General features: G+C 59.1%; 13 protein-coding genes. 10 read left to right on the forward strand and 3 right to left on the reverse strand.

Translation table 11 applies throughout. The features are described from left to right. Positions 1 to 339: 339 nt before the first annotated feature. The 6 genes from C5O24_RS04895 (at position 340) to trmD (ending at position 8373) form a co-directional block, all read left to right on the forward strand. Positions 340 to 2415, forward strand: a complete 2076-nt coding sequence (locus tag C5O24_RS04895; protein ID WP_107035663.1) for a peptidylprolyl isomerase — start codon at positions 340 to 342, stop codon at positions 2413 to 2415. A gap of 161 nt (positions 2416 to 2576) precedes the next feature. Then, positions 2577 to 3788: an L-serine ammonia-lyase gene (locus C5O24_RS04900; protein ID WP_107035664.1), complete on the forward strand. Its 1212-nt coding sequence runs from the start codon at positions 2577 to 2579 to the stop codon at positions 3786 to 3788. Further along, positions 3785 to 5047: a glycosyltransferase gene (locus C5O24_RS04905; RefSeq protein ID WP_107681538.1), complete on the forward strand. Its 1263-nt coding sequence runs from the start codon at positions 3785 to 3787 to the stop codon at positions 5045 to 5047. The genes C5O24_RS04900 and C5O24_RS04905 overlap by 4 nt, the downstream gene beginning before the upstream one ends. Before the next feature lie 288 nt (positions 5048 to 5335). Beyond that, entirely contained in the window at positions 5336 to 6820 is a 1485-nt protein-coding gene (locus C5O24_RS04910) for a sodium:solute symporter (RefSeq protein ID WP_107035666.1), read from the forward strand. Beyond that, positions 6801 to 7700: a helix-turn-helix transcriptional regulator gene (locus tag C5O24_RS04915; protein ID WP_107035667.1), complete on the forward strand. Its 900-nt coding sequence runs from the start codon at positions 6801 to 6803 to the stop codon at positions 7698 to 7700. The genes C5O24_RS04910 and C5O24_RS04915 overlap by 20 nt, the downstream gene beginning before the upstream one ends. Next, positions 7690 to 8373 carry a tRNA (guanosine(37)-N1)-methyltransferase TrmD gene (gene trmD / locus C5O24_RS04920; RefSeq protein WP_107035668.1) on the forward strand — a complete coding sequence of 228 codons (684 nt, stop codon included), beginning with the start codon at positions 7690 to 7692 and terminating at the stop codon, positions 8371 to 8373. Before C5O24_RS04915 ends, trmD begins: the two co-directional genes overlap by 11 nt. A gap of 131 nt (positions 8374 to 8504) precedes the next feature. Here the strand turns inward: trmD and rplI are convergent, their stop codons facing one another. Genes rplI through rpsF form a run of 3 tightly spaced genes read right to left on the reverse strand, consistent with a single transcriptional unit; the run spans position 8505 to position 9621 of the window. Then, positions 8505 to 8948 carry a 50S ribosomal protein L9 gene (gene rplI / locus C5O24_RS04925; protein ID WP_107035669.1) on the reverse strand — a complete coding sequence of 148 codons (444 nt, stop codon included), beginning with the start codon at positions 8946 to 8948 and terminating at the stop codon, positions 8505 to 8507. 22 nt (positions 8949 to 8970) lie between these two features. Continuing rightward, positions 8971 to 9240, reverse strand: a complete 270-nt coding sequence (gene rpsR / locus C5O24_RS04930) for a 30S ribosomal protein S18 (RefSeq protein ID WP_107035670.1) — start codon at positions 9238 to 9240, stop codon at positions 8971 to 8973. Positions 9241 to 9243: 3 nt separating this feature from the next. After that, positions 9244 to 9621, reverse strand: coding sequence for a 30S ribosomal protein S6 (gene rpsF, locus C5O24_RS04935; RefSeq protein ID WP_107035671.1), 378 nt, complete (start codon positions 9619 to 9621; stop codon positions 9244 to 9246). A 282-nt stretch (positions 9622 to 9903) separates the two neighbouring features. On the opposite strand from rpsF, the gene C5O24_RS04940 reads away from it, so the two are divergent. The 4 genes from C5O24_RS04940 to C5O24_RS04955 form a co-directional block, all read left to right on the forward strand. Further along, complete coding sequence (locus tag C5O24_RS04940) at positions 9904 to 10314, forward strand: hypothetical protein (RefSeq protein WP_107035672.1); 411 nt, start codon at positions 9904 to 9906, stop codon at positions 10312 to 10314. 6 nt (positions 10315 to 10320) lie between these two features. Then, on the forward strand, positions 10321 to 11106 hold the full coding sequence (locus C5O24_RS04945; protein ID WP_107035673.1) for an ADP-ribosylglycohydrolase family protein: 786 nt from the start codon (positions 10321 to 10323) through the stop codon (positions 11104 to 11106). Between the two features lie 64 nt (positions 11107 to 11170). Further along, positions 11171 to 12475, forward strand: coding sequence for a Na+/H+ antiporter NhaC family protein (locus tag C5O24_RS04950; RefSeq protein ID WP_107681539.1), 1305 nt, complete (start codon positions 11171 to 11173; stop codon positions 12473 to 12475). Between the two features lie 164 nt (positions 12476 to 12639). Then, on the forward strand, positions 12640 to 15448 hold a 2809-nt coding region (locus tag C5O24_RS04955; protein WP_107681540.1), incomplete at its 3' end, for a M16 family metallopeptidase.

The raw sequence follows: 15448 nt of genomic DNA on the forward strand, positions 1-15448 counted from the left end.
TCACCAAAACCTTCGGATCGGGCAACAACCGTTTCAGCCGCACCGTAGAGCTGTTCACCTGGGAGCGGCTCGACCGCGTCGACGACATCCGCAAGGAATTCGGCCTCAACTGACCGACCGCCGGCGCTGACGACTGACCGCCAGATGACGCCGCCCAGACCATATTGCGGGATCTTGTGGAGATTTAGCCACGAAACGTTTTGAAGCAAGGCAAAAAAAGCGTATCTTTGTGCGCTCTTTTGCCTTGTCTTGTAAAGCACGGTCACCGGCGCCATGCGGCGGCAAAAGCGCTGCAACGGAGAAAGAAAGAAATCAAACAATTATCAGATAAACACTTAAATGGCTACATTAGAGAAAATCAGAAGCAAATCGGTGCTTCTGCTTGTAATCATCGGCGTGGCGCTTCTGGCGTTCATCATCGGTGACTTCTTCACTTCGGGCCGCACCTTCTTCGGTACGGGCACCACCGTCGCCAAAGTAGGCGGACAGAAAATCGACATTCAGGAATTCCAGCGCCAGATGGAGGTCGCCAACCAGAGCGCACAGCAGAGCGGCCAGAAGATCGACCAGGCCCTGCTGCAGCAGCAGGTGCTCGGCAACATGGTTTCCGAAAAGCTCTACAAAGAAGAACTCGAAGCTCTCGGCCTGAAGGTGACCGATGACGAGCTGACCGAAATGATGCTCGGCACCGGCGCTCCGATGGTCGACCAGATGGTGCGTCAGCAGGTAGGCGTGGAGAGCGCCTCCGCCCTCCACGATATGGCTTTCAACCCAGTGAAATACGGCCTCGACGAGCAGACAGCCATGCAGCTCCGCAACCTGTGGATCAACCTTGAGAACCAGATGGAGCAGTATCTCCTGCAGCAGAAGTTCCAGACACTCTTCACCGGCACTCTGGTGGCCAACAAGCTCGACGCCAAAGCCCTCTATGACGAAGGCCTCGGCACAGCCACCGTGGCCTACGCCCATAAAGACTACACATCGCTCGCCGACGAAGACTTCGAAGTGAGCGACGCAGAGATCAAGGCCGCATGGAACGAACGCCGCGAGCAGTTTGCCATCGCCGAGGAGCAGCGCCGCATAAGCTACATCGACGTTGACATCCAGCCCTCGCAGGCCGACCTCGTGGCCGCCGAGAAGACTGTAGAGGAGGCCATCGCATCGCTGCGCAACACCCCCGACACCGAGGGAGTGGCCGGCAACAACCTCTTCGTCGTAGACCGCAGCAAGACCACCGCAGCCGCCATCCGCAACTCGCAGGTGCGCGCATTCGCCGACTCGGCTGCCGTAGGCTCCACTGCTCTCGTGGCTCGCATCGGCAACGACTTCACCCTTGCCAAGCTCATCGGCAAATCGACCGAGATCGACTCCATCAACTGCAATATATTCGTTGTAACCGCCGGACGTTCGGCTGCCGACTCGATCATCGGACAGCTCAACTCCGGAGCCACAACCTTCGAAGCTCTCTCGCAGAATCCCGACGTGGCACAGCCTCAGGCCGACGTGAAGCTCTCGCTCACCGACCCTCAGCTCGCACAGTTCAAGAAAGCGCTCTCCGACGCTCCCACAGGACGCTACTTCATGCCCGACACCCTCAACCCGCAGAATGTGCTGGTAGTGCGTGTCAACAGCCGCCAGAACCCCGTGACGGTCTATGACCTGGCCACGATCGAATACCGCGCAGAGCCTTCAAACGCCACCATCAACCGTCTGCAGGCATCGCTCCAGGCATTCCTCAACGCCAACACCACAGCCGCCGAATTCAACAAAAACGCAGCCGATTCGGGCTACACAGCCATTCCCGCCACCGTATCGCCCTCGACTCCCCAGATCGGACGCCTGAACGATACACGCGGCGCTGTCAACTGGGCCATGAACGCCAAGAAAGGCGCAGTATCGCCCATCTTCGGCGACGAGGCCACAGGACGTTTCCTGGCAGTGGCTCTCGACGACATCTACGACGACTATGTGCCCGCCAACGATCCGCAGACACGCGCTTATCTCGCCGAGAAAGTGCGCAACGACAAGAAAGCCCAGAAGCTCATCAGCGACTATCAGGGCAAGGCATCGGATCTCGCCGGATACGCACAGATCATGAACAGCCGCATAGACTCCGTGATGGTCAACTTCTCGCAGTTCTCGATCTACACTCCCGCCCTTGGAGGTCCGGAGATGATAGCCGAGGTGAGCTGCTCGGAGCCGGGCAAACTGACCGGCCCGGTCAAGACCGACAACGGCGTGGTGGTGTTCAACGTGGTCAATGTCGACAACAACGGACGCCCCTACTCCTTCGACGAGAGCGCCACACTCTTCCAGCGCACACGCGGAGCCGCAGCGCTCGGCAACCAGATTGCCGCCATACTGCTCGGCAAGCGCAAGGTGGAAAACAACATACTGAAGTTTTTCCGCGACTGATCCCGTCGGGCCTCAACACGACTGACAACAGCAACAACACTACAGCCCGAATGCCGCAAGGCACACGGGCTGTAGCCGTATTCAGACCGGACGGCCACAAGCCATCCGACTGACCTACCACACACCTCAAACTATCATCAACTTCACCATCAATCACCTCCATGAAATCTTTACGTGAACTATATCGCATCGGCACCGGACCCTCGTCGTCGCACACAATGGGTCCCCGCCGCGCCGCCCAGATATTCCTTTCGCGCAACCGCGCAGCACGCAAGATTGACGTGACCCTCTACGGATCGCTCGCCGCGACAGGACACGGCCACCTCACCGACGTGGCCATAATAGACACTATCAAACCCTCCACCGACGTGGGGATAATCTGGAAACCCGACATATTCCTGCCCTTTCACCCCAACGGAATGAAATTCCAGGCCCGCGACGCAGCAGGCAGCGTGACCGACGAATGGACCGTCTTCAGCGTTGGCGGCGGTGAACTCGCCGAAGAGGGAGTACCCCGCTCAGGCAGCGACGACGTCTATAAAATGTCGTCGCTAACGGAGATACTCCACTGGTGCGAGGACACCGGCAAGACCTATTGGGAATATGTCGAAGAGTGCGAGGGTCCGGAAATATGGGAATATCTCGCAAAAGTATGGCAGACGATGGCCGCCGCGGTAGAGCGCGGCCTTGATCAGGAGGGAGTGCTGCCCGGCCCGCTCAACCTGCGCCGCCGCGCCAACTCCTACCACGTAAGAGCCTCGGGCTACAAATCCAACCTGCAGAGCCGTGGACTGGTGTTCAGCTACGCCCTTGCCGTGAGCGAGGAGAACGCTTCGGGCGGCGAGATCGTGACCGCCCCCACCTGCGGATCGTGCGGAGTGGTGCCGGCTGTGCTCTATCACCTGAAGAAAAGCCGCGACTTCTCCGACTCGCGCATATACCGCGCTCTCGCAACGGCCGGACTGATCGGCAACATTGCCAAGACCAACGCCTCGATAGCCGGCGCAGAAGTGGGATGCCAGGGTGAAGTGGGAGTGGCCTGCGCAATGGCGGCGGCAGCAGCCAACCAACTGTTCGGCGGCAGTCCAGCCCAGATCGAATATTCGGCCGAGATGGGTCTCGAACACCATCTTGGCATGACGTGCGATCCGGTGTGCGGACTCGTTCAGATACCCTGCATAGAGCGCAACGCCTATGCTGCAGCCCGCGCCCTCGACGCCAACCTCTATTCATCGTTCACCGACGGAAACCACCGAGTGTCATATGACCGCGTGGTGGAGGTGATGAAAGAAACAGGCCACGACCTGCCATCGATCTACAAGGAAACCGGCGAAGGCGGACTCGCTCGCCGCTGGAACACAGCGAAACAATGAGCAGCCGGGGCATCCTGATAGTCACTAAATTCGGCTATCGGCGTGGCGGCGCCGAGGCGGTGGCGATAGATCTCGCCAGACTCCTCCACAGCCACGGATGGCGCACTGCCATATTTGCGATGGACTTTCCGGCCAACGCCCCTGCATCGCCCGACATACCCCTCTTCACAGCTCCGGAAGTCAGCATCGACGGCTCTGCAGCCGACAAAGCGCGCGCCGCCCGACGCATACTCGGCGGCGCGGGTGTGGGAGCGGCTTTCCGCCGCGCTCTTCGCGAGTTCAGCCCCGACATAGTGCATTTCCACAACATCCACTCCTATCTGTCGCCCGAAGTGGTCAGAATCGCCGCTATGTCCGGCGTCCCCACAGTGTGGACTCTCCATGACTACAAACTTATATGTCCGGCCTACACATTCCTGCGGGCGGGCAAAGTATGCGAGGAGTGCCTGAACAATCCGTGGGCAGTGGTGCGTCACCGCTGTATGAAACGATCGCTCGCAGCCTCCCTGCTTGCCAGAGCCGAGGCCGCCAGATGGAGCGCAAAGAAGCTACAGCGGTGGACCGACGCATTTATCTGTCCGAGCCGCTTCATGGCCGCGCAGATGGAGCGCAGCGGCTACAATCCGGATAGCATCCACACCCTCTGCAACTTCACGACATCGGGCATACGCTACGAAAAACGCCCCCGCCGGCCTTACTTCTGCTACGCGGGGCGGCTCTCGCCCGAAAAAGGGATCGACACGCTGCTGCACACCGTTGCAGAAGCCCCACCCGAAGGGCTGACACTCAAAGTGGCGGGCGACGGCCCAATGGCACGGCAACTGCACGAACGCTACGGACGCTGCGAGGCGATAGAGTTTCTCGGCCGACTGGACGTATCAGGAATAAACACGCTGCTATCGGAAGCCTCATTCAGCGTCGTGCCCTCGGAATGGTATGAAAACAACCCGCTGAGCGTCATTGAAGCTCTTTCGGCCGGCACTCCCGTGGCCGGCGCAGCCATAGGAGGTATGCCCGAGCTAATCGGCGACGGCGACGGCATCCTGTTCGAGCCGTGCGACGCAGACTCACTGCATAGGGCTATCACGACAGCCGCCGAAACCGCCTGGGATCACGATGCTATCGCAGCGCGGGCAGCCGAAGCATTCAGCCCCGACCGCCACTACCGGCGGCTGACAGAGATCTACCGCAGCGTCATCGCTGACACCGCACACAACGACTCAACAAGCGGCAGCATACAAGTAAATCTTGAAAACTGATTGATCTTAAGCAACTCTCTTAAAAATATAGTTGATATTATTAAGCTCATCAGCAACCCGCGGCTTCTGCGGTGCTTTTCGACTTTGCCCGATGCTTTGTAAAATTCAGCTACAGCCGTGCAGCTCGGCTACACGCCCTCGTCTTCAAGCAAAAATCACTCAAACAATTCTCAAAAATCACTCGCAACTCATTTTTGAGAGTTACTTACCCCAAGAAACCGCCCCAGTTTCAGACTAAATTTGTAACTTTGCAATAAACCAAACAACCGAATTTCCCTCCCCCCCATTATGACTCCTCTGACAGTAATCGTCACCGTGGCCTGCTACTTCGCCCTGCTCATCGGCATATCGTGGGTGGCCTCACGCGGCAGCGACAACGACACATTCTTCACCGGCAACCGCAAGGCTCCCTGGCCTGTGGTGGCTTTCGCTATGGTCGGCGCTGCCATATCGGGCGTCACATTCATCTCCGTTCCGGGGATGGTGGCGGCCAAAGGCTATGCCTACCTTCAGATGGTGATGGGGTTCATCGTGGGTTATGTGGTGATCGCTGTGGCTCTCGTGCCGCTCTTCTATCGTCTCGGCCTGGTGTCGATCTACGGCTACCTCGGCCAGCGGTTCGGAAGCAACAGCTACCGCAGCGGCGCGTGGATCTTCTTCGTGTCGAAGATGCTTGGCGCTTCGGTGAGGTTTTTTGTAGTGTGCGCCGTGCTTCAGCTGCTGGTGTTCCGTCCGCTCGGCATACCTTTCGAGGTCAACGTGGCCGCCACCATAGGTCTGATATGGCTCTACACTGTCAGAGGCGGCGTGAAAGCCCTCGTATGGACCGACCTGCTGAAGAGCGCGTGCCTGATTGGCTCGGTGGCGCTCTGCATCATATTCATCGCCAAGGATCTCGGACTCGGCTTCACACAGCTCGTTGACGCCGTCGGCAGCCATCACAGCAGCCGTGTGTTCTTTTTCGACGACCCGAAATCAGGCCAGTGGTTCTGGAAACAGTTTCTGGCCGGAGTGTTCATGGCCATAGCCACCAACGGCCTTGACCAGGACATGATGCAGCGCCATCTGTCGTGCCGCGACTCGGCGAGTTCGCGCAAAAACATGATATGGAGCGGCGTGATGCAGTTTTTCGTGATAGGCCTCTTCCTGATCTTAGGCACTATGCTGCTGCTCTACACGTCGCACAACGCTTTGGAACTGCCTGAAAAGTCCGACGAACTGTTTGGCCTCGTGGCGTCGCACGACGGCATGCCTGTAGTGGCCGGGATAGTGTTTGTGGTAGGGCTGATAGCGGCCGCCTATTCGGCCGCAGGCTCGGCCCTGACCTCGCTGACGACCTCACTCACCGTAGACATACTCGACGCTCCACAGCGGCTCGACCCGCAACGTCTCACCATCGTGCGCCGCCGCATACACGGCGCCATGGCCGCCGTGATGGGTCTGGTGATCGTGGTGTTCTACCACCTTAGCGAGGATGACGCCATCAGCGCCGTATACACCCTCGCCTCCTACACCTACGGACCCATTCTCGGACTATTCGCTTTCGGGCTGCTGACCCGGCGGCAGGTGCGCGACTCATGGGTGCCGGCCATCTGCATAGCCGCCCCCGCCCTGGCATGGGTAGTCCAATGGCTTCTCCACCGCACATGGGGTTATGAAACCGGCTTCGAACTTCTCATCATCAACGCCCTGCTCACCATGATCGGCCTCACCGCTGCCGTTCCGGCCGCACGGCGACAGACACCTACCGCCTATGCCGAAAAACCTGTTTAGCCGCTACATCTGGATCATCGACACCATCAGACGTCACGGAGCGATCACCCGCGACCAGCTGAACGAATTATGGTGCCGGGCCGACGTGTCGGACGGCGAACGGCTTCCCCGACGCACGTTCTACAACTATCGCAACGCCATCGAGGAACTGTTCAAGATCAATATCGAGTGTGACCCGTCGACCTATGAGTATTACATCGACAACGGAGGTGACAAGCACGACGACTCGGTGACGGAATGGATGCTCAACTCGGCAGCGATGAGCAACATGCTCACAGACGCACGCTCTGTGAGCCACAGGGTGTTTCTGGAGGATGTCCCGTCGTCGCGCCAGTTTCTGGCTACAGTCATCAACGCAATAAAGGAGCAGAAGCCGCTGCGCTTCACCTACAGCAACTACACACGCAGCAATCCCACGCCCGACGTGGCGGTGGAGCCCTACTTCCTGAAACTGTTCAGACAGCGGTGGTACGTGACCGGGCGCAATGTGGCCGAGGACAAGATCAAGACCTACGCTCTCGACCGCATGGCCGCCGTGATACTCCTCAACGACAAGTTTGCGATGCCCGACAGTTTCGATCCGGAACAATACTTCGCCGACTGCTTCGGAATAATGTTTTCGCACGCCGAAGCCAAGAGAGTGGTGATCCGCGTCGAAGCCCGTCAGGCAAAATATTTCAGAGCGCTTCCGCTCCACTCCTCACAGCAGGAGATGATCCACGACAATTATTCAATATTCACCTACCGCCTGAAGCTCACCGCCGACTTTCTGCAGGAACTGCTGAGTCACGGAGCCAATCTTACCGTGATGGAGCCGGCTGAACTGCGCGTCATGATCACCGAGAGCCTGAAGGCGAGCCTACGCAATTATGAGAATTGATCTGCTGACAGTATTGCCGGAGATATTCGAATCTCCGCTCGGATGCTCGATCATCAAACGCGCCCGCAACAAGGGACTCGTCGACATCCATGTACACAATCTGCGCGACTATACCACCGACCGTCACCGCAAAGTGGACGACTATCCGTTTGGCGGCGAGGCAGGGATGGTGATGCAGGTGGCGCCGATAGACCGCGCCATCACAGCCCTGAAGGCCGAGCGCCACTATGACGAAGTGATCTTCACCTCGCCCGACGGCGAAACTTTCGACCAACCAATGGCCAACTCCATGTCAATGCTCGAAAACATCATAATACTCTGCGGCCACTACAAGGGGGTGGACTACAGAGTGCGCGAGCACCTGATCACACGCGAGATTTCAATAGGCGACTATGTGCTCACCGGAGGCGAGCTTCCGGCGATGGTGATCACCGACGCCATAGTAAGGCTCATTCCGGGAGCGATCGGCGACGAACAGAGCGCCTTGTCCGACTCGTTTCAGGACAATCTGCTTGCTCCGCCCGTCTATTCCCGTCCGGCCGACTACAATGGCTGGCGTGTGCCCGACATACTGCTGTCGGGTCATCAGGCGCGCATAGACCAGTGGCGCTACGACCAGGCGATGGAACGCACGCGCCGTCTGCGCCCGGATCTGCTCGACAAGCATGAATGATCCTCCCACACTCCGCGACGCATGTTGCCGCGCGGATCGACCGGCATCCAAACGACAAGTGAGGCCACGCTTTGCAGCGTGGCCTCACGGTATATCCGGGGAAAGTCTGTGCTTTCCCGAACCTGTCGGTATTACTCCGATACGACCTCGAAGGGGATGGTCACTGCCACTTCCTTGTGGAGCTTCACAGTGGCCTCGTACTTGCCCACTTCCTTGACGGTTTCCTTGATGACGATGAGCTTGCGGTCGATGTTGTGACCAAGCTTCTCGAGAGCCTCGGCGATCTGGATATTGTTGACCGATCCGAAGATAGTGCCGGTGGAACTGGTCTTCGCACCGATGGTGAGAGCCACGTCCTTGAGCGACTCGGCCACAGCCTCGGCGTCGGCCTTGATCTTGGCGAGCTTGTGGGCGCGCTGCTTCTGCTCTTCGGCGAGCGACTTGAGGGCCGACGGGCTGGCTATCACGGCCTTGCCCTGGGGGATGAGGTAGTTGCGGCCATAGCCGTCTTTGACGATGACCACGTCGTCCTTGTAACCCAGCGACGGAATGTCTTCCTTAAGTATGATCTTCATAATTGCTGTCAGAGTTTAGGGGTTATTTCATCAAGTCGGTGACGTAGGGAAGGAGTGCCAGATGGCGTGCACGCTTCACGGCCTGTGCCACGCGGCGCTGGAACTTCAGCGAAGTGCCGGTGATACGGCGGGGAAGTATCTTGCCCTGCTCGTTGAGGAACTTCTTGAGGAATTCGGGATCCTTGTAGTCGATATACTTGATGCCGCTTCTCTTGAACCGGCAATATTTTTTCTTCTTCACGTCTACCGACAGCGGAGTGAGGTAGCGGATTTCTGACTGTGTCTGTGCCATAGCTTAATTCTCCTTTGTGGTTTCTACATTTTCTTCCTTGGCGGCAGCGGCCTTTCCTGCTCGGAGCGAACGACGCTTCTCGGCATACTGGGCAGCGTACTTGTCGAGACGGAATGTGAGGAATCGGATTACGCGCTCGTCGCGACGGAAAGCTGTCTCAAGCTTCTTGATGACGGTCGGGTCGGCGTCGAATTCGATGAGGCTGTAGAAGCCGGTCGACTTCTTGGCGATGGGATAGGCGAGCTTGCGCAGACCCCAGAGCTCTTCGTTGACGATGGTCGCGCCTTCGGCTTTGAGCACATCAGCGAACTTTGCTACCGCTTCCTTCATCTGAACGTCAGACAAAACGGGAGTTAAAATGAAAACGGTTTCGTACTTCATGTTCTTTGGGTTGTTAATAATAATGATTATCTGTCTGCTCCGCAATGAGCCGACGAGCCCAACCGGACCGGCCGCACACTGCTAAAAGCGCCGCGAAGTTACGCATTTTATTCCATTCGGGCAAATTATTTTTCACCAAGTCCGGAGAACATAACGAACGGCACAGTGAACGGTACAGAACCATACAGATTGTTCTTTCCCGAATATCGCGCGACATCCGGCTTGCAAAACCATGCCTCAGTTCCTAAATTTGCAGCGTTTACAACTTCAAACAAAACAACCATGGCAAAATTCACAGGCACAAAAGATGAGTTCATCGACCTCTTCGGAGCGACACTGCTGACCAACGCAGTGAAATACTACACCCGCTCCATCCGCAAAGCCGGACAGTGCAGCCACTGCGGCCGACAGACCGAGCTTCAGGCAGCACACATCAAAGACACTCCGGGACGCATTGACATAGCACGCGACATACTCGAACGGCACTACTCCACCGGAGGCGACACCGTGGAGGTGGACATGCAGGAATTCCTCGAACGGTTTTACGAAGCACACCTGCCGCTCGAATCGCACTTCATACCGCTCTGCGACTCGTGCCACAAATCCTACGACATCGGCGCCGTCAGATACCGCCGGCCGGCCGGGAGCAACCCGTTCGGACGCTTCGGGATGCCACAGAAAAACCGAGACTGACCGCTTATGCTCGGAGCTATAGCCGGCGACATAATAGGCTCTTTTTTCGAGCGCAGCCGGGTGAAATTCTACGACTTCGATCTGTTTTATCCATGGAGCCGTTTCACCGACGACAGTGTGATGACCCTTGCCGTGGCCCGGTGGCTCATGCCCGACTCCGACCGCTCGCCCGACCGTCTTGTCGGGATAATGCAGGAGTTCGGGCGCGAATATCCCGACGCCGGCTACGGCTACCGGTTCAACCAATGGCTTCACAGCTCCGACCCGCAACCCTACGGCAGCTGGGGCAACGGCTCGGCGATGCGCGTGAGCCCGGCGGGGATCGTGGCGTCGACCCTCGACGAAGCCCTCGGATTAGCCCGCATATCGGCTTCGGTGACCCATAATCATCCGGCCGGCATAGCAGGCGCCCAAGCTGTGGCCGCCGCGATATGGATGGCCCGCCACGGCGCTTCGAAAGGCGACATCCGCGACTACATCCAATGGCACTTCAGCTACGATCTTACGCGCACCATAGAGGAGATCCGTCCCGACTACAGATGGGACGTCTCCTGCCAGGGATCAGTGCCGGAATCAATCATAGCGTTTCTCGACGGCCGCGACTTCGAGGACACCGTGCGGCTGGCCGTGTCGCTCGGCGGCGACACCGACACCATGGCATGTATCGCAGGCTCTATCGCCGCCTGCGTCTATCCGATCCCCCGGGAGATTGCCCTTCGATGCGAGGAGATCCTCGCCCCGGGGCTGCTGGCGACCTTGCGCGACTTCGAACGGGCCACAGGACCGGATTGAGTCGCTGAAGGCGACAGACGCGCATTGCACGGACGGGAATTGTTGCGTAACTTTGCGTCCGGATATGACACACACTGATTTAATACCTTCGCGGCGCGGATGGCTCGCCCTGTCGCCCATGATAGTTTTCCTGACGCTCTACGTGGCTGTATCGGCCATGATCGGCGACTTCTACAAGATGCCCATAGCCGTGGCGCTGACGGCCGCATCGGCGTGGGGTATCGGCGTGGTGATGCGCGGGGGTCTGAGCGATCGCATCGGCGTGTTCTCCCGTGCGGCCGGCCACAGCGACATTCTCTACATGATCTGGATCTTCGTGCTTGCAGGTGCCTTCGCCTCGATGGCCAAGGAGATCGGCGCGGTCGACGCCACTGTGGCGCTGACGCTCCGTGTGTTTCCTCCGCAGCTGCTGTTGCCGGGCATGTTTCTGGCCGCATGTTTCATATCGCTGTCGGTAGGCACCTCGGTGGGCACCGTCGTGGCTCTCGCCCCTCTTGCCGCCGAGATGGCCGGCGCGGCCGGCGCCCCGACCGCCATGTATGTGGCGGCGGTGATCGGCGGAGCCTTTTTCGGCGACAACCTGTCGTTTATCTCCGACACCACCATCGCGGCCACCCGCACCCAGGGGTGTCGCATGGACGAGAAATTCCGCGCCAACATCCGCATCGTCGCCCCGGCCGCCCTGGTGAGTTTCATAGCCTACGTGTTCATAGGTTCCGACTTCACCACCGCAATGCCCGGCCTGAGTCCCGCCGCAGCCACGCCATGGCTCATAGCTCCCTATCTGCTGATCATCGCCCTTGCGGTGGCGGGCATCAACGTGGCCATAGTGCTCTCGGCGGGCATCGCCGCCACCTTCGCGCTCGGCCTCGCAGGCGGCCACGACGCCCTGACACTCTGCGGCTACATGGGCGCCGGCATCGACTCGATGGGCAACCTCATCATCATCACTCTCATGGCCGCCGGGCTGCTTGGCGTGATCAAATCGGCCGGCGGAATCGACTATCTGCTGCAGCGGCTCACGGCCCGCATCAGCGGCGCCCGCGGCGCACAGGCCTGCGTGGCCGCGCTCGTGGGGATCGTCAACCTGTGTACGGCCAACAACACCGTGGCCATCATCACCACCGGCGCCATCAGCCGCGACATAGCCCACACCTACGGAATCACCCCGCGCAAGACCGCCTCGCTGCTCGACACCGCCTCGTGCATAGTGCAGGCGCTGATCCCCTACGGCGCCCAGACCCTGCTGGCCACCGCCCTTGCCGGGATCTCGCCCGCCGCTCCATGGCCCTACATGGTCTATCCGTGGGCTCTCGCCGTCAGCGTGGGGATTTCGGTGGCATGGGTGAGAAAAAAACGAGAAAAATGACTCCCGGCTGCAACTTTTCGCTTTTTCGCGCGACATATTAAGAAAAGCATTCAGATTAAGAAAAAGCATTCAGATTCGATCGACGGCACTTGAAAGAAACTCTTCATATAACATCCGAATAATCAAGCCAATCACGAAAACTATTTTTTAATATCATTAGCAGTATGAAAATCAAACGATGCCTGGCTGCGCTGACAGCCGCCACCGCCCTGCTCTGCGGAGCGACGGCCACGGCCCAGCAGATGCCGCAGCTTCCAACAGACAAGGAGGTGCGCATAGGCAAACTCCCCAACGGACTGACCTATTACATCCGTCACAACGAATACCCCAAGGGACAGGCCGACTTCTACATAGCCCAGAAGGTCGGATCGATGCAGGAGGAGGACCATCAGGCCGGACTGGCCCACTTCCTCGAGCACATGTGCTTCAACGGCACCACCCACTTCCCCGGCAAGGATCTGATCAACTATCTTGAATCGGTGGGAGTGAAATTCGGCCGCAACCTCAACGCCATGACCGGCTTCGACCAGACGGTCTACAACATCAGCAACGTGCCCGTGGCCCGCGAGGGCGTGCAGGACTCCTGCCTGCTCATACTCCACGACTGGGCCAACGACCTGCTGCTGCTCCCTGAGGAGATCGACGCCGAGCGCGCCGTGATCCATGAGGAGTGGCGCCAGAGCAATGTCGGACAGATGCGCATACTCGAGAAGCTCCTGCCTGTGATCTATCAGGACGAGAAATATGGCCACCGCCTGCCGATAGGCACCATGGAGGTGGTTGACAACTTCCCCCATCAGGCTCTGCGCGACTACTACGAGACGTGGTATCGTCCCGATCTGCAGGGCATCATCGTGGTGGGCGACATCGACCCCGACCGTATCGAGGCCAAGATCAAGGAGATGTTTGCCGACATCGAGATGCCCGCCGACCCGAAAGAGCGCGTCTACTTCCCGGTGAGCGACAACAAGGGCACCATCTACGCCATAGGCCACGACAAGGAGCAGCAGAACTCCCTGACAGTGCTGATGATCAAGAGCGACGCCTTCCCCGAGCAACTCAAGAACACCCCCGCTTACTACGCGCAGGAATATGTGGAGTCGATGATCACCTCCATGCTCAACACCCGCCTGAACGACATCGCCTCGCGTCCCGACGCCCCGTTTGCCGGAGCACAGGCCGTGATGGGCAAGTTCTTCATCGCCCAGACCAAGGACGCGCTTGATCTCTACGCCATGTCGAAGGACGGCGACCACCCCAAGGCTCTCGCTGCCGCCTACCGCGAGCTGCTGCGTGCGGTCCGGGGCGGCTTCACAGTCACGGAGTATGACCGCGCCCGCAGCGAGTATCTCTCGCGCATGGAGCGTGCCTACAACAACCGCCGCCAGTGTGAGAACTCCTCCTACGTGCGGGAATACATCAACAACTTCCTTGAGGGCGAGCCGATCCCCGGCATCGAGGCCGAATGGCCGATGGTGCAGATGATAGCCCAGAACGTGCAGGTGGCGCAGATCAATCAGGCTCTGGCCGCCCTGCCGGTGTCCGACAACCGTGTGCTCATGGCTCTGCTGCCCGACAACTCCGAGGGCCGCTACCCCACCGACAGCGAGTTTGCCGAAGCCCTGGCGGCTGTCGACGCCGAAACCATCGAGCCGTTTGTCGACGAAGTGAAGTCGGAGCCGCTCATCCCCGAGATGCCCAAGCCCGGCACGATCGTGTCGACGTCGGAGAACCCGCAGTGGGGCACCATCGAATGGACTCTCTCCAACGGCGCCAAGGTGGTGATCAAGAAGACCGATTTCAAGGATGACGAGATACTTTTCTCGGCAGTGGCCAACGGCGGATATTCGCCGAAGTTCGGCGACGACTATGCCGCCTCGCTGCTGTTCATGAGCGACGCCCTCTCACAGTATGGCCTCGGCGACTACTCCAATATGGATCTGCAGAAGTATCTCGCCGGCAAGCAGGCCGGTGTGAGACTCAACTGGAGCGCGTTCTCGCGCTCAGTGGTCGGCAATACCGTACCCAAGGATCTGCCCACGCTCATGGAGCTGATCTATATGAGCTTCACGGCCGTCAACTTCACGGCCGACGAGTTCGAGGCCCTGCAGAAGTCGGTAGCCTCGTCGATCCACAACCAGGAGGCCACGCCGCAGTTCCAGTTCAACACCACCGTGCTCAAGAACCTCTACGGCGGCTCGCCCCGTGCGGCCATGACCACCGTAAGCGACGTGGAGCGCGCCGACCGCGGTCAGATCATCAGCATCTCGCGCGCCATGACGGCCAATGCCGCCGACTTCACGTTCACCTTCGTGGGCAATGTCGACACCGACGCCCTCCGTCCGCTCGTGGAGCAGTATATAGCCAGTCTCCCCGGCGACCCGGCCACAGCCGTCAGAAAGGTGACCGAGTTCGAGCCGTCGCTCCTCATACAGGAGGGCAGCCGCACGGCCCAGGAGTCGGTCAAGATGGAGACACCGCAGACCTACGTGGCCATATTCGAGGTGGCCGACATGCCCGCCGACAGCCGCAACAGCCAGATAGCGTCGATGGCCGGACAGATACTCTCACGCCGCCTCAACGACATCGTGCGCGAGAAGGAGGGCGCGGTCTACTCGATCGGCGCATCGGGATCAATGACTCTCGACGCTCCGCGCAACGTCATCTTCCAGACCGCCTTCCCCATGAAGCCGGAGATGAAAGACAAGGTGCTCGCCATCATCGCCGAACAGTTTGAGGAGCTCGCGGCCGACATCAAGCCCGAGGAGCTGTCGCGCGTGCAGGAATACATGATCAAATCCTACACCGAAGGCAAGGAGCGCAACGGCAACTGGCTCTCCGCGCTCACCACATGGGAGCGTACTGGCATCGACACCTTCAACGACAATGTAGCCACGGCCGGATCGATCACCGCCGACGAGATCAAGGCGTTCGTCCGTCAGGTGCTCGACAAGGGCAGCTACATAGTAGTGG

Source organism: Paramuribaculum intestinale, from assembly GCF_003024925.1.
GTDB classification, from domain to species: Bacteria; Bacteroidota; Bacteroidia; order Bacteroidales; family Muribaculaceae; genus Paramuribaculum; species Paramuribaculum intestinale.